This window comes from Microlunatus ginsengisoli (assembly GCF_039537205.1).
Taxonomy (GTDB): domain Bacteria; phylum Actinomycetota; class Actinomycetes; order Propionibacteriales; family Propionibacteriaceae; genus Microlunatus; species Microlunatus ginsengisoli.
Genome location: NZ_BAABAB010000023.1, coordinates 13534 through 30717, shown reverse-complemented (window position 1 = coordinate 30717; position 17184 = coordinate 13534). Strand labels below are relative to the sequence as shown.

Sequence of the window (17184 nt, the reverse complement as noted above, 5' to 3'; positions counted from 1 at the left end):
ACCCGCAGGCTGGTCCGCGAACACTGCCGGTCGCTCGACGTCCCCTACACCGAGACGTCCCTGTTCGCCGCCTGGGGCATCGTCGTGAGCTACCTGAACCGCGTCGGACTCGCAGCCCGGGACTCATTCCAATGCCCCATCGCCGCGCAGCTCCGCAATAGGTGAAGCCAGCGGAGCGAGAAGCCTCTTGCGAACAGACGATAGCCGGGCCTTCACCGCGGCATCATTGGTCCGCCACCGACTACCTGAGGTAGGCCGGGGTTGCCGAGCCGGACAGCTACGAGCAGCGTTGGGGACGATCTGGCGTGATCGGCGACTGGCGGTAGGGATGAAAGTCTTTGCGGTACGTCGGCCGTCGCAGGAATCAGTGTGACGGTTTGTTCTGTGGTGTCCTCCTGACTTGTGTACGGCATTCGTACCTTCGTTTGTCCCAGTCTTGAGGAGTTCCCATGAGCACGATGACGGTCCCGGCCACCACCGAGGAGAGCAAGGCCCGCGAGGCGGGCAACGCCGCGGAGCCGAAGCAGTTCGACGCTCTGCACACCGCGTACGGCGACACCTCCATCGCCGACCAGGTGGTGGCCAAGCTCGCCGGCATGGCCGCCCGTGAGGTGCCCGGTGTCTACGCCATGGGTTCGGCCGCCGGGCGGGCATTCTCTAGTCTGAGCCAGCGCATGCCTGGCCAGCAGCAGAGTGTGTCTGGCGGGGTGAGCATCGAGAAGGGTGAGCGTCAGACCGCGATTGGTGTGTCGATCGTGGTCGAGTACGGCGTATCCATCGTCCAGGTCTCCGACACCATCCGTGACGCGGTCATCAAGAGTGTGGAGTTTGGCACCGGGCTCGACGTCGTGTCGGTCGATGTGAACGTCCATGACGTGCACCTGCCCGAAGAGTATGGAACCGATGCCGACGGAACCCCCGCCCCGGTGACGGGCGCAACAGTCCTCGCCTGAGCCGACACCGCCGCCCCTTTTGAGGGTCGGCCTGACTCCTTGATCGCCCAAACTTCATCAGCAAAGGAACATCCGTGGTCATGTCCACATCCCAGTTCGCGGTGATCGTCGGGATCGCGCTCGGCGTGGTGGCCGTCTTCGCCGGTTTCGGCTCGTTCATGATCGTCTTGCTGTTCGCGGCGGTCGGGTTGGTGATCGGTCGGCTGCTTGAGGGCAAGCTCGATCTGAGGTCGCTGGCCGGCCGCTCGAGCGAACGGGGCTGACCCTGTGACGGCCATCGTCGCAGCCGCCCCCGACCGGGCAGCATCCTCCGGCCGGGGACGGCTGGTGATGGACCACAAGGTGATCGAGAAGATCGCCGGCCAAGCCGCCAGCGAGGTGGCTAGGGCCGGGGGCAGTAGTGGCGGCGTTTTCGGCATCGGCACTCACCCCGACCTGTCGGCCCGCCCCAAGGTCGACGTCGAGCTGTCGGGCCGGACCGCCTCGATCGACATCGCGATCACCGTCGCCTACCCGACCCCGATCCGGCAGGTGGCCGACCAGGTCCGCCAGCATCTGATCGACCGGGTCGGTGAGCTGACCGGGGTCGAGGTGACCCGGGTCGACATCACCATCTCCGCTCTTCACCGCGAACCCAACCCCGGCAAGGAGGCACTCCGATGAGCCGGACCGATGCCCGTTCCACCACACTGCGCCGCCGCCCGGCCCGGATCGTACCCGCCGCCGTCGTGGGCGTGGTTGTGTTGGCGGTTGGGGTCGGGCTGGTCTGGATCACGGTGCTACGGCTGCTCAACGGCAGCTGGCCGACGTTCCTGGGTGCCTTCCACGCCTGGGTGGCCCCGCTCACCTGGGGGGCGGCGATGGCCATCACGATCAGCCTGGCCGCCGTTGTTGTCGGGCTCATCTTACTGATCTGTGCGTGGAAACCCGGACAGCCGAATTCGGCGGTCCTTCAGGCCGATCGCAGCGGCGCCTCGGCAGGGTCGACAGATTTTGTGATGACTCGCCGCTCGGTCGCCCGACTGGCCACCAGCTACGCCGACCAGGTCGACGGCGTCGATTCAGTCTCCGCGAGAGTCACCGCCCGCCGCGTCGCCTTGACGGTCACGTCCCCCTCAGAGCAGCGCAGCCAGCTCGCCGCCACCGTCACAGGCCGGGTGCGCGAAGCGCTCCAGAGGGTCGGGCTGCAGCCGATGCCGAAGGTCACCACCATCGTCCACACGCGGCAGCTGTGACCACCCCCGGGTTCGCCTGCTGCACGAAGGCAGGCACGACATGAGACAACTATCTGGCCGGCTGAACCGGGCGTGGCTGGCCGTGATCGGCCTCCTGGTCCTACTAGCCGGGATCGTGGCCGCGCTGATCGGGTTCGGGCTGCTGTCCCGCATCATCACCGCGACCGGTATCGGCCTTGCCGTGCCATCGAGCTCGAGCAAGGTCGTCGGGTCCGGCATCGGCGAATTCCTCGATCAGCCCGCCGCCGTGGTCGCGGTCGGCGTTGCCGGGCTCATTCTCGGCGTTCTCGGCCTGGCGTGGTTGCTAGCCCAGATCCCGCGAGCCAACGCCGCCAAACCGTTCCGGCTCCAAGACGATGCCATCCGCGGCCTGACCGTCTGCACCGCCGACGTACTCACCGACGCCGTCGAAGCCGACGCCGAGTCCCTCCCCGGCGTCACCGGCGCCTCCGCGGTGCTCCGGGGAACGGCCCGCCAGCCCGAGCTGACCATAAGGATCAGCGTGACCGACCGGACCGACATCAAACAGCTGCTGCACGCCTTGCAAGCCGAGACCGCGGCCCACCTGGCCAGCGCGATGGAGACCTCACTGAAACACCTGGCCGTCCAAGTCAACGTCACCAGCAGCCGGCCAACGGCCGACCACGTCACTCTCTAAGCCGCCACAACGAGGAAGCGGGCAGGGGCTCTCCGGTCGGAAATGCATCATGACCATTCACCAGTTCTCGACACGACACACCGTGGGTAGAGTTGATCAGGAAAGGGCCCATTGTGTGAACGGTTCGACCAGCACCGGCCCCGCCGCAATTGTCGACTCGACATCCGCGCCGCCTCGGGTCTTCAGCGAGGCGACCGTGGTGGCTCGGGCCCAGGACGGTGACCCGGCCGCGTTCGAGCAGCTGGTCCGGTCCTATCAGGCCGACCTGTTGCGGCTCGGCTTCCGGATGTTGTCCGATCGAGGCGATGCGCAAGACGCCGTGCAGGACACGTTCGTCCTTACCTGGCGGCGGCTGCCGAGCCTGCTCGACCCGCAGGCGTTCCGCGCCTGGATCTACCAGCTGATGACCCGCCGCTGCCTCAAACTCCTCCGAACACGCAGCCGCCGACGCACCAGCACCACCGGACCCGAAAACCCGGCCGGAACCCCGATCGCTGCCGGGAGCGCCACGACCGGCCCCGCCAACGCCGCCCAAACCAACGCCATGCAGGACGCCCTGACCGCGGCGTTGGCCACCCTGCCGCCGGACCAGCGGGCCTGCTGGGTGCTGCACGAGATGCACGAGATGACCTACCCAGCCATCGCCTACGCCATTGGAGTCCCGGTCAGTACCGTCCGAGGCCGGATCGCCCGCGCACGACCCCAGCTCGCGAAAGGAATGACGGCATGGCGCTAACGGGCCCCACCCCGACCCCTCCCAGCCAGACCGACCCGAACCGGCTGGGCTGCGGACGGAGCATGGACGACGTGTGGGCCCGCATCAACCTGCGACCCGACCCGCACGAGCAGACCTGTCCCGACTGTCAGGCCGCCCGGCACGACCTGGGCGACCTGGCCGCAGCCACGCACCGCCTGATCGCCGCCGACCAGGCAGATCCCACCCTGCGGCTCGACCCCACCGCGCTGACCGGCATCATCGAGACGGCCCGCGCCGAAGTACGCCGCGGCCGCCGGATCCCGTTGGAACGAGCCCAGCCCGGAGCGGCGGCCGGTGACGAGCTGACGGTCAGCGAGCAGGCCCTCGCCAACCTCATCCGTCGCACCAGCGACGAAATCGACGGCCTCGAAGCCCGACGTTCCACCGTCGCACCCAACGAACCCAACCCGCCCACGAGTGACCCGCCAGTAGCAGGGGTCGGCCAACTCGAGGCCCCCCCGGCACCCGCCGAGATCACCATCGACCTGCGGATCAGCGTCGCCCCGACGGTGGCCATCCCCACCCTGACCGGCCTATTGCGCGATCAGTTGCGAAAGGCCGTCGACCGCGAGGTCGGAATCACAGCAACCATGATCAACATCAACGTCGAGGACATCCACGATGTCTGAACTCGAACCCCCACCGGCGACACGCTCGCCACAAGCCCCTCCCCCGTGAACCCGCAGCAGCCCGACGACCGCCCCGACACGGCCCTCGTCCAGGTCACGGACCAGGCCCTGGCAGACAGCCTCGCCGCGACCGTGCTCGCCACCCCCGGGGTGCTGCGACTCGAACCCACACTGCAAAGCACCCTGCGCCGGTTCATTGCCGCCGCCGCACAACACTCGCCCACCCCCAGCGGCCCATCCGGCACGGTGACCGGGTCAAACCAGCTCACGATCACCCACCGCCCTGGGCCCACCCGCCAAGCCGAAACCCAGGTCAGCGTAGATATCACCACCACACCCGTCGCCCCTTCGCGGCAGATCGCCCGCTCCGTCCTTACCCGAGCTGGGGAGTGGGATTAGGGGCCGCTTTGGCTCTCGCCAAGTGTTCGGCTGCTATCTGAAGGCGTCACTCGCTCTCACAGGTTCGGGATCTGATCTCGCCACGGGTGTGTCAGATAAACGGTGGATCTGATCTGGTCTCATGATCAGTTTCCTGCCGGGGTGATCCGGCCTTCGAAGGTGATGGCGAACGCGTTCAGGGCCGGTTTCCACCTCATCGTCCATCGTGCCCTGCCCTTGCCGGTCGGGTCCAGCGACCGGGTGACGAGATAGAGACACTTCAGCGCGGCCTGGTCGGAGGGGAAGTGCCCACGGGCCCGGACGGCGCGCCGGTAGCGAGCGTTGATCGACTCGATCGCGTTCGTGGAGCAGATGACCTTTCGGATCTCGACGTCGTAGTCCAGGAACGGCACGAACTCCGACCAGGCGTTGCGCCAGAGCCGGCCGATCGCCGGGTACGGCTTGGCCCACTTCTCCTCGAACTCCTCGAACCGCAGGAGGGCTTCAGCCTCCGAGGCGGCGGTATAGATCGGTCGAAGGTCGCGGGCGATCTGGTCCCAGTACTTCCGGGAGGCGAACCGGAACGTGTTCCGCAGGAGATGGATGATGCATTGCTGCACTACCGTGAACTCCCACACCGTCGTGATCGCGTCCGGAAGGGCTTTCAGCCCGTCGCAGACGGCGATGCACACGTCGGCGACGCCACGGTTCTTCAGCTCGGTCAGCACCTGGAGCCAGAACTTGGCTCCTTCGCCGCCGTCGCCGGCCCACAGGCCGAGGATGTCGCGTTCCCCACGGACGGTGACCCCGACTACGACGTAGATCGGCTTGTTGCGGACCTGGCCGTCGCGGACCTTCACCATCAACGCGTCGATGAAAATCACCGGATACACCGGGTCGAGCGGCCGGTTGGACCACTCGTTCATCTCCTCGACCACCTTGTCGGTGATCTTGGAGATCGTCTCCTTCGACACCGACGCCCCGTAGACCTCAGCGAAGTGGGCCGAGATCTCCCCGGTCGTCAACCCGCGGGCGGTCAGCGACAAAACGATCTCGTCGACCCCGGTCAGCCGACGTTGCCGCTTCTTCACGATCTGCGGCTCGAACCTGGCGTCGGTGTCGCGGGGGACGTCGATCTCGACTGGCCCGGTCTCGGTCAGCACCGTCTTCGATCGGACCCCGTTGCGGGAGTTGCCGCGGTTGCGGCCGACCGGGTCGTGCTTGTCGTAGCCCAGATGGTCGGCCATCTCCTCCTCGAGCGCGGTCTCCAACACCCGTTTGGTGAGCTGGTTCAAACAACCCGCCCGGGCCCACCAGCTCAACCCCCTGCTCCTTCGCCTGGGCTAGGAGCTGCTCCGCTAACTGCTGCTGATCGACACCTTCGTCGCCTACCTCCTGGTCTGCTGCCACGCTGGTCAGCGTGTCACTCATGGTCTGGCTCCTCTCGGATCAGACCAGCCAGTTCCACCGTTTTCCTGACAGTCCCGAGCCAGAAGCTCATGACCCGGCAATTCTTCTAGAGCTGCCCATTAGATCGGGGGGTAGTTGTCGAGGTACGAGTCATGGACATGGTTCGTGGCTGGGAGTCAGTGCGTTCATCCTCGGGGTCATGGTCGCCGGTCATGGTGCAAGTGGTGACCCGGCGGCCGTTGACGGTGCGGGCGGGCGGCGGGGAGAGTGGCGAGATGGGCCGGGCGCTCGTTGTGCTCACCTGTGCCGCATTCGTTGTGGTGGTGCTTGAGGTGGTGAATGCGCCGCAGGCGTTGCTTGCCGTCGGCCTGGCCGGTGTCTACTCGGTGTTCGCGATCGTCGGCTTCCGCCTGGTGGCGAAGCGTCCGCGGCTGGTCGCGGCCGGCTATGTCGCCGTCCAGCTGTTGCTGGGTTTCGTGGTGTTCGGCGTCGCCGGCCCCGGCGTCGGAGCGACCCTGCTGCTGCTCGTGTTGGTCATCCAGGCCGTGTTGCTGCTGCCGATCCGGTGGGCGGTGGTGGTGGCGTTGCTGGTTCCCCTGGTCCACGTCGGGATGGGACTGGTAGAGGGTTTGCGGGAGATGGCGAGCATGGTTGTCGCGGTCGGTTTCGCGTTTGTGCTGGCCGCGCTGCACCTGCGCGAGCAGCAAGCCAAGGCTGACCTGGCCGAGGCAAATCAGCGGCTCTTGGCCTACGCCGACCAGACCGAGGCGTTAGCGACCCAGAGGGAACGGACCCGGGTGGCCCGGGAGATTCACGACGGGCTGGGGCACCATCTGACCGTGGTCCAGATGCAGATCCGGGCAGCGCGTTCCGTGCTGGTCGATGACCGGACCCGCGCCGACGCGTTACTGGACGGCGCCGAGCAGCAGGCTCGTGCGGCGCTGGCCGAGGTGCGTCGGTCGGTCGCCGCGCTTCGCGAACCGTGGGAGGACGGGCCGCTGGCCGAGGCGATCGGCAGGCTCGGCTCGGAATCCGCGACGGCCGGGCTGCCCACCGTGGTCGAGGTGCTCGGCCCCTCGCGGCCGCTGAGCCCACAGACCTCGCACGTGGTCTACCGAGCCGCCCAGGAGGGCCTGACCAATGCCCGCCGACACGCTGGCGCCGAGTCGGCCCGGGTGGTGCTGGACTACACCAGTGCCGACGTCGTCCGACTGCGGATCGAGGACGACGGCGTGGGTCTGGCACCTCACGATGACCCGAGCCAGGCCAGCGGCAACGAGCCCTCAACCAGCGGCTATGGCCTGGTCGGGATCAGGGAACGAGTTGAGGGACTCGGAGGTCAGCTGATGCTGGCCGCCTCCGGACCCGGCGGGCTCGCACTGACCGTCGAGCTCCCGGGATGAGCGGTCGGGTGCGGGTGCTGGTGGTGGACGATCAGGACCTGTTCAGGGAGGCCCTCGTCGCGTTGCTCGGCACCCGACCCGAGGTCGAGGTCGTCGGTCAGGCGGCCGATGGCGAACATGCCCTCGCGGCCGCGGACCGGCTGGACCCCGACGTGGTCTTGATGGATCTGCGGATGCCAGTGCTCGACGGTGTGTCCGCGATCAGACGATTACGGGTCGAACGTCCCCGGATCCGGGCCGTCGCGCTGACCACGTTCGACGGTGAGGACGAGGTGTTCGCGGCGCTCCGCGCCGGAGCAGTCGGATACCTGTTGAAGGACTGCAGCACCCAGCAACTCCTCGACGCCGTGCTGGCCGCCCACCGTGGCGAGTCGGTGCTCGCTCCCGCCGTCACTACCAAGCTGGTGGCCCGCGTCTCCACCGGCGACCTGCCGGCCCCCGCTGCAGGCCGCCAGCCGCTGGCCGATCCGTTGACCGCACGCGAGCTTGAGGTGCTTCGGCTGATCGCGGAGGGCATGAGTAACCGTGAGATCAGCGGCCGACTGTTCCTCAGCGAGGGAACCGTCAAGAACCACGTGACGAATGTGTTGGCCAAGCTCGGGGTGCGTGACCGCACCCAGGCCGTGCTCCGCGCTGCAGCCCTCAGCCTGATCTAGCCCACGGACGGTCAGAACCTTCCGGATCGTCACACGTGACCCGGACATGACCCCACACATGACCTCCGACAGATCCGCCCGGATGCTTGTCGGCGACATCCTGGGCGGCGTCGTTCCACCCCGCCGTAGGAGAAGATCGTGACCGCCATCGTCCCGCAACCGTCCGCTACCGAGGTCGCCGACACCCACCTCGACGCCACCACCCAGTCAACGGCCGACTCCCCGGCCGCTGACCCAGACGTCGGGGGGCAGGTCACGGTCGCCCGCCGAATTGTCACGTTCGCCCTTCACTATCTGGAGATGGTCATCGCCATGGTCATCGGCATGATCGTCCTGGGCCCGATCTGGAACATCGCCTGGCCCGGCTACACCGCACGGGTCGAGACGATGGCGGGCGTGATGGCCCTCGACATGACCGTAGCGATGGCGGCGTGGATGGGGCTTCGCCGCCACTCACCCCGTGGCATCGTCTTGATGAGCGCAGCGATGGTTACACCGTTCGTGGGCGTCCTCGCGGTCTACCGGCTCGGCCTGATCCCAAGCGACCAGGTACTGACCTGGTCCCACGTTCTCATGCTTGCCCTGATGGCGCTCGTCATGCTCCTGCCCTCCGGCCACGCCCGCCATCATCGACGCCGAGGCTGAGCCACTACCCCAGCTGAGCCACTACCCCAGCTGAGCCACTACCCCACCCCGAACCATCCGATCCCCCCATCAGGAACGAGGAGTCTGACGATGCCTGTCATCACCACCCCATCCGCCGGATCGAGGGCGTGGCACGGGTCGCGTCGCGTGGCTCGACCTGCCGGGGCACGGGCCGCGGCGGTCTTGTTCGCCGCCGGTACCGGCCTTGGTGTGATCACAGCGGTTCTGCACCCGCACCGGGAAGACCCGAACGACCACGCCCGGGTCTTCACCGAATACGCGGCCAGCCACACCTGGGAATGGGTCCACGATCTGCAATACCTCGCCGCCGCCATGGTCGCCGCCGGGTTCGTCGCGCTCTATCACGCACTCACCCAACATCGACCGCCCAACCTGCTCACCCGCCTCGGGCTCGCCGGCGCCGCTGTCACCACCGCCGTGATCGGCGTCAACATGGCGGTCGACGGAGTCGCCCTCCGCCACGCTGTCCAAGCATGGGTCAACGCGCCACCAGACCAACGCCCCGAAAGATTCGCCGCAGCCGAGGCCATCCGCTGGCTGGAATGGGGCGCAAACTCCCTGTTCCTGATGCAGTTCGGCGCAACCGCGGCACTCTTCGCCATCTCCCTCGCGCGGCACACCAAAAAGCTCAACGTGCCGGCGGTCGCCGGGCTCGCAGCCGCAGCCCTGCTGATCGTGAACGGCTACCACGTCGGCGCCACCGGCTTCGTGCCGACCCGGCTCCCGCTACTCGCGGCCGCACTGTTCCTCGTCATGTCATGGGGAGTGTTCCGACTCCGGCCGGTCACATCCCAGCCAGCGGCGACGTCGCCGTCCACGGGCGCCAGTGCCACGGCCCGGCCCGCACGATGGCCCATTTGGCAGCGACCGACAGGCTGACCGCCGAGTAAGTCGATCGATCTGAGCGCCCGGGCCAACGCGACCAACCTCCCGTCCAGGCGCAGGCCGAACGAATCAGCGGGGATCCCGCTGTCTGCTCAACCAATCGACACCTCTCTCGGTGATCCGGCCACGACAGGGAGTCGGTCCACACGGGTACGGATGCGCAATCGGTCGGCGACAGACAGAGAACCGACGCGGATTGCGGTCGGATCAACTTCTCGCCCGGGCTCGTCCCACAACACAACGGCACCCGGCCTCCTGGGCGTTGTGGTTCGCCGGGCTCGCGGTCTTGAAGTGGCGGCGACAGCCGCGGACCCCGCCCGCTGACGGTGGGCGTCAGCCGAGGTGACGTCGTAGCGCCGCCGTGATCAGTTGAGTTCGGGTGGCGTTGTCCGGCGAGTCGGTCGATCCGCTGGACGCTTTGCGCGCGGAGCTGGATCTCAACGGGGACGCAGTGGCTGCTGTGCGGGGCGAGTGCGAGCGAAGGACTGACCTGGGGGGAGACCCGATGCTTGACATCGCCTAAAGGTCACGGCTGCTGAGGACCGGAGCCGGCGGGCAGCCCTCGTCGACGAGCTGCGCCAGCTGCGCCACATGGTGTGGCGCGAATATCGCTGGAAGGTAGGTCAGGTACTGGCCGAGCACGGACGGGCGGCGGATCTGATATTGGTCGATCCGGTAGGGGGGCTGGGCCGACCAACCGGGTGGGATCTTCCGCGCCGGCGGGTACGCCTCCATCGCCGCCGGAATCACCGGGCCGGAGAAGCGCAGGCCCCCGCTTCCGACACCGATGAGCTGCCGCATCAGGTATCGGGCCTCCCAGATACGGGCGGGCAACCATCCGGACGACAACTCATCCCCGCCTGCCCGCACACCCGTCGGGTTCAAGATCAGGTAGGGCCCCGCCGGGAGCACCGCGGGCAGCGCGACCCCGGCCGGTCCGACAGCGATGAACGGCACCCGGTGCTCGCTGCGCGGGAGCCGGCGGTCGTGGAACAAGACCCACGACGTTCCGGTCAGGGCTGCGGATAGTTCACGGCCGGCGCGCTGCTCGGCAGCGATCGCCGCGGCCAGGTGGCGCTCGGCAGGTGTCGGGCCGTATCGCACGATCAGAACCCAGGCGGAGACGATGGCCCCGACCGCGAGCACGACACCAAGCAGTCCGGTGAGGACCGCCGGTCCGGGAAGTCTCCCGCCGCCGAGGATGACTCCCCCGGCCAGCGTGCAGACCAGCAGCGCTACCGCTGCCCAGACGGTGATCTTGTCTCGGTACGGCGGTCCGAGCTCGGCCCGATGTTGTGCTCTCAGCTGGGTGCGGGCCTGGTCGAGTGACCCGGCGACGCCGAGGTCGACGCCGTCCCGGTCCGGGGTGGGTGCGACCTGGGTGATGTCGTCGTCGCCGATGGATCCGGTGATCATCAACGGTTCGGCGTACGCGGACTCGATCAGCGCCTCGAACTCCTCGTCATCGGTCAACGGGCCGCACCCCCTTCAGCTGCGCCGGCTTGGGTCGGCTCGTGGGGGTCGGTTTGGCAGGCGTGCGGGTGCCGGTGGCAGCGGCCCGCCGTAGCGGTCTTGGGCGTGTTGGGCGGCCGCACGGACGGCGTCGCTGACGAACGCGCCGCGCGACATGACCCGGCCGTGTCGACGGTCCTCGATCAGTGCCGTTTCCAGCGCTTCCTCGGTGCGGACGGCGACGATGAAGGAGCGGGACTTGCCGCGCGGGTCGCGGGTTTCGGGTGGCAGGGAGTCGGCGATCTCGGCTCGGCGTTGCGGGCTGAGGTCGGCATGGTGCGCGGATTGCCGTGTCGATCCACGCGCCGAGGGAGTCGGGGCCGTCGGGGACGGTGTCGAGGGAGTCGGGGCCGTCGGGGACGGTGTCGAGGTCGGCGCGGCGGGCCAGGTCGAACGTGGCGGAGTGCCAGTAGGTGCCGAGCCGTTGGCTGCCGGCGGCTCGTGTGTCGTCGGACATGACGCCTTCCTGTCGTGCGCCTTCCTGTTCAAAGTGTTCACCACGGGTCGGACAGTCACCACGCTCCCCCGTCGACGCGGGATGCGCCAGCGGTCTGGCGCGCGGTTCGCCGGTGCCGACCTCACGCCACGCCGATTCGGCCCGTCGCCGAGGCCCGGATCGCCGACCTTGCCGCCATCTAGCCCGACCTGGGGTGCAGCCTCATGTACCGCGAGAACACGGGGCAACAGGTCCTCAGCTCGTCAATGTTTCCGTCATCTCGCGCGTTCCGATCTTGACGTAGCGTCGCAGTGCCTCGTTGACGAGAGCTGATCGCGAAGGTGCCCCCCATGCCGACGCGACGTTGTCCAGAGTGACCGCGTCTTTTGGAGAGATGCGCAACTGTGTTTGCACGCCGGGTTCGGCCCGACGGTGCACCTGCTCAGTGATGGCGAACAGACCAGTCGACGGTGCCTGCGGTGTTCGCCAGTACTCCTGTAGCTCCTCAGCGTGCGCTTCGATGGCCCGCAGCGCCACCGCGCCTTGCGTCTGCTCTGTCCTGCTCGCAAAGGCCCGCAGTTCAGTGAGCACGGACGCGTCGAGTACGACGGGAACGATCTTGTTTCGCAGCGAAGTGGGTGGATGCCCCGACGCATCCGGGCTTGGTGCTGATGTAGGCCTGCTTCTGCTGCCCCGCGACTTCCCCGTGTTCCGATCCGGGTCGGTCGGCCGCTCGGCGTCGCGCGGTACGACCGGTTCGGCCTTTGTGCTCTGAGACGGTTCGAGGTGCCGGCTCGGCGACGGTTGGGGGTCCGCAGCCAGAAGACCCGCGAGTGCGGCGGGACGCTCGGTCGCCGGTGCCGCGAAGACGGCTCCGAGCTTGGGTCGATCCGACACCTTCATGCTCCGATCGGCTGGCGGGAAGTCTCGACGACGGTGATGGCTTCAAGGACCTCCTTGGCCAGCGCTGTGTAGTCGCCGGCTAGGCCGGAGGCGTCTCGACTGAGCAGGTCATCACCCTGACTGGTCTTCGTCCCGCTTCGCAGGCGGCGCAGCCGCTTCGACCTGGCCTTGATCTGGCCTTCCTCGAGTTCATGTGGCAGTAACCCGTGGCGCCGCATGTCGACTGCGGCGGACTCGAGGTATCGGATGCTCGTAGTGAAGACGGGCGCAGCGCCTTCCAGCGTTTCCTCCAGTGCTTCGCGGACGCTGTCGCGTAGCCGAGTACTCCCCTGTCGTACACCGAACAACACGACACCGAGGAGGGTCAACGACGGGTTGGTGACGCGGGCACTGGCAAAACGCTCGGCGACGGCGACTAGGCCGTCAAGTGAGGCATCGTCTGATCGAGTCGGGATTATCAGATAGTCGGCTGCATTAAAGACGAGATCTTGGATGACGGGCTCGCCGGGTGGGGTGTCGACCAGCACCAGGTCGTAGTCCGCACGCTGGTGAGGCTTCACCTGTGTCAGGGCTGCGCGGAGCCCACTGAGGTCCTCACCGCGAGACTTGCGTGAGATGTAAGTGGCGGGCAGGTCAAACAGCGCCGGTCCACCCGGGATGCAGTCGAGGTCCGGCCGAACCTCGCGAAGTGGTGTCAGCGTGGTTCCGTGCTGAATCGCCATGGCGAGGTTGGCGCCATCGGATGTCTCGTATCCCAAATCCCTTCGCAAGTTGCCCTGTGGGTCGGCGTCAACGGTTAGGACGCGGTATCCCGCACCGCTGACCAGACCTCCGAGGCCGGCGGTAAGGCTGGTCTTCCCAACGCCACCTTTGCCATTCGCGATTGCCACGACACGTCGCATGCTGGCTCCAAACCTTCCCATCGACTCCACAAACACGGAGAACGCGCCCAACCTTCTTGTGGATTATGTGGCGCATTCTGTTGCCGCTGGGTGGCGACACGCCGGGTACGGCCGAGTGCGCCTAGCCGGGTGCGCCATGGGTGTCACTCCTTGTGCCCAAGCCGAGTTGCCAGCCGATAGCCCACATGGGCACCCGGGGCTAGCACAGTGGGTGCGCGAGGTGTGCACCGCAGAGGGCGTCAGGTGCCGCGCAATGTGGCAGCACGTCGGATGCACCGCGGGTTGCGACACATTGCACGGCACCTGTCACGCCTGCGTGCGCACCGCCTGTCATCAGGACTTGCGCGACGCAACGATGCGGGGTCAGTTGGATGTTCCTCCAATCTTCGCGTAGGTTCAATTGCATTACGTATCATCACCTATTTTCGATTTCATCTCTGATAGGCTGAGTTGCATGACCGCGCCTTCAGTAGCTTCAACTCGCATCTGCCGTTTCCCGGGGTGTTCCCGGCCGGCGGTGGAGGCTTCGGGGGCTCCGGGTCGGCCGCCGGAGTATTGCGATGATCCGGATCACACGGCGTTGAGGGCGTGGAGGGCGCGTCGCGCGGCGGCGCCGGCGGTAGCTGTGGAGGCGGATGATCTGGGGCGTCCGGTGGCGATGGCGGCTGTTCGGGCGGGGGTGCTGCGCGAGGAGCTGGTGGTGACGGTGGGCACGTTGGTGGAGCAGCTTCGGCGGGTGATGGATGATCTGGCGACGATGGCGGATCCGGATGCGGCGGCGGCGCAGATCGAGACGGTGACGTCGGAGGCGGCGGAGCAGGTCGCGAGCGCGGAGGCTGCCCGTAGCCGGGCTGAGGCGTCGGTGCGTGAGGCGCGTGGTGAGCGGGATGAGGCGAATGCTGCGGCGGAGGATCTGGAGGCGAAGCTGGTCCGGGCGCAGGGTGAGCTGGAGGCGGCTCTCGAGCAGCGGACGGTGGACGGCGCGGAACTCGAGGCCCGCGCGGCCCGGATCGACGAGCTGGCCGGGGAGCTGGGGGAGCGACTAAGTGAGGTCGCGGCCTTGGAGGCGGCCCAGGCGGAGTCGGCGACGCGGATCGCCGACCTGACGACGGCGGTCGCGGCCGCGCACGATGAGGCGGCGGCTGCCGCGGCCCGGGCCGACGCGGTCGTGGTGCGGGCGACCGCTGAGATTGCCGATCTGCAGAAGCGACTCGACGCAACGACTGCCCGGACGGAGGAGCTGAGGGCGGAGTTGGCCGGCTACCGGGTGGGGAGTGAGTCGGTGCGGGCCCGGTTGGAGGCTCAGCTGGCCGCGGCGGTGCAGCGGGCCGAGGAGGCGGTGGCGCGGGCGGACCGGATGGAGATCTCACGGGGGGAGGCGGAGCGGGAACGGGCCATCGCGGAAAAGACCGCGGCCACGTTGGAGCTGCAATTGGAGCAGGCGCGCGAGCGGGTCGCTGAGTTGGTCGACGAGCGGCGGGAACTGGCCGCCGCGTCGTCGGCGGCAACCAATCGGGGGCAGGAGACGGACGCCGGTGCTGGAGAGGGTCGCCCAGCTGGGCGGGGGAGTGCGGCGCGGAAGTCGACCAGGCCTCGGACACCGAAGAATGCTGGGAAGGACCAGGAGGGATGACGGTGCGGTTCGACGCCGGCCTGGTCGAGCGGGTCTGCCGCGCCGCCACACGCTCGGGTGGCGGTGTCGTGGAGGTGGTGACGGATCGGTTGGACGGGTCGGTCTGGGTGCGGTTGTCGTCGTGGCGGCAGCGGGGTGAGGCTCGGCGGGCCCTGACCGCTTTCGGGTTGTCCTCCCGCGACGGCAGCGGTGATGTGACGCTGCAGGTGACCGGGTGGGATGGGCGGCTGCTGCGAAGGAGACTGGGGTCGTTGCTGGCCCTGGTCGACGACCTGGGCGGAGAGTGGGAGACGACCGTCGAGCTGGCGGAGTATTGCTACGACCGGCGCGCCGTCCACGGCCTGGAGCCGGATCCGGCCGATGTGTTGGCCGATGTCGAGGCGATCCTGCGTCGGGCCGTGCCGCTTCCTCACCCGGTGCCGGCCGTGACCGACGTCGACGTGCTGCTCGAGCTGATCGACGCTGCCGAGGACACCTACGAGCGTCGCCTCGCGGAACACCTGGACCACGCCGAACGGGCGATCACCCGTCCCCGCTCAGCCATCGACTGATCCCTTCTCTTTGTGAACCGCCCGGGTAGCACGCTGGGTACAGCCTTGCCGATCTTGTCTATTCGTAGTTGTGTTCGACTAGTCTGTTGTCTATGGCGGGTCGTCGTGGGGGTTGGAGTCAGCAGAAACGGGACCGGGTGCTGCAGGCTCAATGCCATGGTGAAGCGTGGCGCCGGGCTCAGGCGGGGGAGTCGATCGCCGCGATTGTCGAGGAGGTCCGTGCCCTGGCCGGGGACCGGACCGGTTTGCTGGTCGAGGCGGCCGGTGTGGGGATCGGGTGGTGGGCGGTGAAGCCGAGCCTGCCGGCGACCGAGCTGTTGGTCGCCGGCATCCTCCTGGACGCCGCGGGCGCGAACGATCTCGACGAGCTGAACCGGTGGCTCGAGGTCGGCCGAGAACGGGGATCCCGGCCACCGCACGCAGCCTCGTAACTGTCAGGCGGCCGGGGGAGCCCCGGGCGTCGTACCTGCTCGGGGCAAAACCTGGTCACAGTGGTTGATGGCCTACGTCGCCGGGTCATCGGCGGGCGCGTCGGATGGTGTGGCCGGCCGCGGGGTGGTCGGCGTAGGGGTCGATCTGGCGGAGGTACCAGGCGAGCAGTGCCCAGGGTGCGGTCTTGGGTTTGACGGGGGCGGTGTAGCCGAGCCGGACATTTACAGTGTCCATGGCGCGGGTGAGTCGTTCGGGTGTCCAATGCAGCGGGGCGGTCGCGAATCGTTGCAGTTGCCCGGTGATGCGGGTCGGGGAGCACCGGTTCAGGAAGATCACTTGTTTGGTCAACCCACAGGCCAGTTCCCAGGCCGCCCCTGTTCTTTGTTTAGGCGGTGCGGAGCGTAGCGGAGCACCTTTGGGCCGTGCGGAGCGTGGTTTGAAGGTAGTGAGGTTAGTAACGACAGGCTCTAAACCCTTACCGCTGGTAGGGGTGTCATGAGTCACCGGACGGGCCATCCAGCTCGGGACGACGAACGCGGAGACTGTGGATAACCCGCGTTGGGGTGAGCCGGCTTTGCGGGCCTTGTAGCACTCGAACTCGCTGAGCATCCGGCCTGGGGTGACGACGAGCTCGAGGCCGAGCTGGCGGGCGGCGCGTTGGCAGCGGTGGACGGTGGAGAGGCTGCACTGCATCAGGCCGGCGATGGTCTGGGGCCGGACGATGACGGTGCGGCCGCAGCGTTGTTCCTGGGCGTACAGGGTCTTGGCCCGGGCCCATCGCCGGAAGGTGTCTGGGTCGACATGGTGGCGGTGCAGGATCTCTGGTCGGAGCCCGATCGCGATCGGGACCGTGGCGGCCAGGTAGTGGTCGCGTGAGGTCCAGCCGAGTGTGCCGGTGTAGACGCCGGGTTCGGCGCCGTGGTCCCGGATCGGCGACCGAATACCCCAGCGAGGCAGCACGCACCGGTTCCGTGGCGCAGTATTGAGCACCCGGTGCGCGTGGATCGCGTCAAGGACCCTGCGAGGCCGGTAGGGGAGTGCCCGGGCCACGCCGACCGTGAGGGGGGTGTCGAGGGCAGGCTGATGCGTTACGATGGCTTCAGCTCCAGACCAGAGCTAGGCACGACAGAACCCTTGGCGGGGAACTTCGTGAAAGTGGAGACCGGGTGGTGCCGGTCCTACAAA

Annotated in this window: 19 protein-coding genes and 1 pseudogene; 15 read left to right on the top strand and 5 right to left on the bottom strand. The window is 67.8% G+C overall.

Annotation, left to right across the window (positions count from 1 at the left end):
• Window positions 1-449: 449 nt before the first annotated feature.
• From ABD747_RS17130 to ABD747_RS17095, 8 genes are all read left to right on the top strand, one after another.
• Complete coding sequence (locus tag ABD747_RS17130) at window positions 450-953, top strand: Asp23/Gls24 family envelope stress response protein (RefSeq protein WP_344806782.1); 504 nt, start codon at window positions 450-452, stop codon at window positions 951-953.
• Between the two features lie 80 nt (window positions 954-1033).
• Complete coding sequence (locus tag ABD747_RS17125; RefSeq protein ID WP_344806780.1) at window positions 1034-1216, top strand: hypothetical protein; 183 nt, start codon at window positions 1034-1036, stop codon at window positions 1214-1216.
• 4 nt (window positions 1217-1220) lie between these two features.
• Entirely contained in the window at window positions 1221-1616 is a 396-nt protein-coding gene (locus tag ABD747_RS17120; protein WP_344806778.1) for an Asp23/Gls24 family envelope stress response protein, read from the top strand.
• 65 nt (window positions 1617-1681) lie between these two features.
• Window positions 1682-2188: a DUF6286 domain-containing protein gene (locus tag ABD747_RS17115; protein ID WP_344806777.1), complete on the top strand. Its 507-nt coding sequence runs from the start codon at window positions 1682-1684 to the stop codon at window positions 2186-2188.
• Window positions 2189-2228: 40 nt separating this feature from the next.
• Window positions 2229-2846, top strand: coding sequence for an Asp23/Gls24 family envelope stress response protein (locus ABD747_RS17110; protein WP_344806775.1), 618 nt, complete (start codon window positions 2229-2231; stop codon window positions 2844-2846).
• Between the two features lie 115 nt (window positions 2847-2961).
• Window positions 2962-3582 (top strand): RNA polymerase sigma factor, encoded by a 621-nt coding sequence (locus ABD747_RS17105; protein ID WP_344806774.1) that lies wholly within the window; start codon window positions 2962-2964, stop codon window positions 3580-3582.
• On the top strand, window positions 3573-4232 hold the full coding sequence (locus ABD747_RS17100; RefSeq protein WP_344806773.1) for an Asp23/Gls24 family envelope stress response protein: 660 nt from the start codon (window positions 3573-3575) through the stop codon (window positions 4230-4232). The genes ABD747_RS17105 and ABD747_RS17100 overlap by 10 nt, the downstream gene beginning before the upstream one ends.
• Window positions 4233-4277: 45 nt before the next feature.
• Entirely contained in the window at window positions 4278-4631 is a 354-nt protein-coding gene (locus tag ABD747_RS17095; protein WP_344806772.1) for a hypothetical protein, read from the top strand.
• Window positions 4632-4756: 125 nt separating this feature from the next.
• On the opposite strand, the pseudogene ABD747_RS17090 reads toward ABD747_RS17095, so the two are convergent.
• A pseudogene (locus ABD747_RS17090) lies at window positions 4757-6041 on the bottom strand (IS256 family transposase).
• 191 nt (window positions 6042-6232) lie between these two features.
• Here ABD747_RS17090 and ABD747_RS17085 point away from each other — a divergent pair.
• The 4 genes from ABD747_RS17085 (at window position 6233) to ABD747_RS17070 (ending at window position 9624) form a co-directional block, all read left to right on the top strand.
• Window positions 6233-7423 (top strand): sensor histidine kinase, encoded by a 1191-nt coding sequence (locus ABD747_RS17085; RefSeq protein ID WP_344806770.1) that lies wholly within the window; start codon window positions 6233-6235, stop codon window positions 7421-7423.
• Window positions 7420-8079: a response regulator transcription factor gene (locus tag ABD747_RS17080; RefSeq protein WP_344806768.1), complete on the top strand. Its 660-nt coding sequence runs from the start codon at window positions 7420-7422 to the stop codon at window positions 8077-8079. The genes ABD747_RS17085 and ABD747_RS17080 overlap by 4 nt, the downstream gene beginning before the upstream one ends.
• 138 nt (window positions 8080-8217) lie before the next feature.
• A complete protein-coding gene (locus ABD747_RS17075) occupies window positions 8218-8724 on the top strand; it encodes a hypothetical protein (protein ID WP_344806766.1) in 507 nt (168 codons plus the stop codon).
• Window positions 8725-8934: 210 nt separating this feature from the next.
• Window positions 8935-9624, top strand: a complete 690-nt coding sequence (locus ABD747_RS17070) for a hypothetical protein (RefSeq protein WP_344806764.1) — start codon at window positions 8935-8937, stop codon at window positions 9622-9624.
• A gap of 525 nt (window positions 9625-10149) precedes the next feature.
• Here the strand turns inward: ABD747_RS17070 and ABD747_RS17065 are convergent.
• The 3 genes from ABD747_RS17065 to ABD747_RS17055 form a co-directional block, all read right to left on the bottom strand.
• On the bottom strand, window positions 10150-11103 hold the full coding sequence (locus ABD747_RS17065; protein ID WP_344806762.1) for a hypothetical protein: 954 nt from the start codon (window positions 11101-11103) through the stop codon (window positions 10150-10152).
• Between the two features lie 730 nt (window positions 11104-11833).
• Entirely contained in the window at window positions 11834-12169 is a 336-nt protein-coding gene (locus tag ABD747_RS17060; RefSeq protein ID WP_344806760.1) for a hypothetical protein, read from the bottom strand.
• Between the two features lie 308 nt (window positions 12170-12477).
• Window positions 12478-13434 (bottom strand): ParA family protein, encoded by a 957-nt coding sequence (locus ABD747_RS17055; protein WP_344806758.1) that lies wholly within the window; start codon window positions 13432-13434, stop codon window positions 12478-12480.
• Window positions 13435-14041: 607 nt separating this feature from the next.
• On the opposite strand from ABD747_RS17055, the gene ABD747_RS17050 reads away from it, so the two are divergent.
• From ABD747_RS17050 to ABD747_RS17040, 3 genes are all read left to right on the top strand, one after another.
• Window positions 14042-15016, top strand: coding sequence for a coiled-coil domain-containing protein (locus ABD747_RS17050; RefSeq protein WP_344806756.1), 975 nt, complete (start codon window positions 14042-14044; stop codon window positions 15014-15016).
• Window positions 15013-15567, top strand: a complete 555-nt coding sequence (locus ABD747_RS17045; RefSeq protein WP_344806755.1) for a hypothetical protein — start codon at window positions 15013-15015, stop codon at window positions 15565-15567. Before ABD747_RS17050 ends, ABD747_RS17045 begins: the two co-directional genes overlap by 4 nt.
• Before the next feature lie 92 nt (window positions 15568-15659).
• A complete protein-coding gene (locus ABD747_RS17040) occupies window positions 15660-15998 on the top strand; it encodes a hypothetical protein (protein ID WP_344806753.1) in 339 nt (112 codons plus the stop codon).
• Window positions 15999-16083: 85 nt separating this feature from the next.
• Here ABD747_RS17040 and ABD747_RS17035 read toward each other — a convergent pair whose 3' ends face one another.
• Window positions 16084-16959, bottom strand: a complete 876-nt coding sequence (locus ABD747_RS17035) for a hypothetical protein (RefSeq protein WP_344806751.1) — start codon at window positions 16957-16959, stop codon at window positions 16084-16086.
• Between the last annotated feature and the right edge of the window lie 225 nt (window positions 16960-17184).

Coding starts and splice junctions, on each gene's coding strand:
- ABD747_RS17130 (WP_344806782.1), top strand. CDS start 450: ATGAGCACGATGACGGTCCCGGCCACCACCGAGGAGAGCAAGGCCCGC.
- ABD747_RS17125 (WP_344806780.1), top strand. CDS start 1,034: ATGTCCACATCCCAGTTCGCGGTGATCGTCGGGATCGCGCTCGGCGTG.
- ABD747_RS17110 (WP_344806775.1), top strand. CDS start 2,229: ATGAGACAACTATCTGGCCGGCTGAACCGGGCGTGGCTGGCCGTGATC.
- ABD747_RS17100 (WP_344806773.1), top strand. CDS start 3,573: ATGGCGCTAACGGGCCCCACCCCGACCCCTCCCAGCCAGACCGACCCG.
- ABD747_RS17085 (WP_344806770.1), top strand. CDS start 6,233: ATGGTGCAAGTGGTGACCCGGCGGCCGTTGACGGTGCGGGCGGGCGGC.
- ABD747_RS17080 (WP_344806768.1), top strand. CDS start 7,420: ATGAGCGGTCGGGTGCGGGTGCTGGTGGTGGACGATCAGGACCTGTTC.
- ABD747_RS17050 (WP_344806756.1), top strand. CDS start 14,042: ATGGCGGCTGTTCGGGCGGGGGTGCTGCGCGAGGAGCTGGTGGTGACG.
- ABD747_RS17045 (WP_344806755.1), top strand. CDS start 15,013: ATGACGGTGCGGTTCGACGCCGGCCTGGTCGAGCGGGTCTGCCGCGCC.
- ABD747_RS17040 (WP_344806753.1), top strand. CDS start 15,660: ATGGCGGGTCGTCGTGGGGGTTGGAGTCAGCAGAAACGGGACCGGGTG.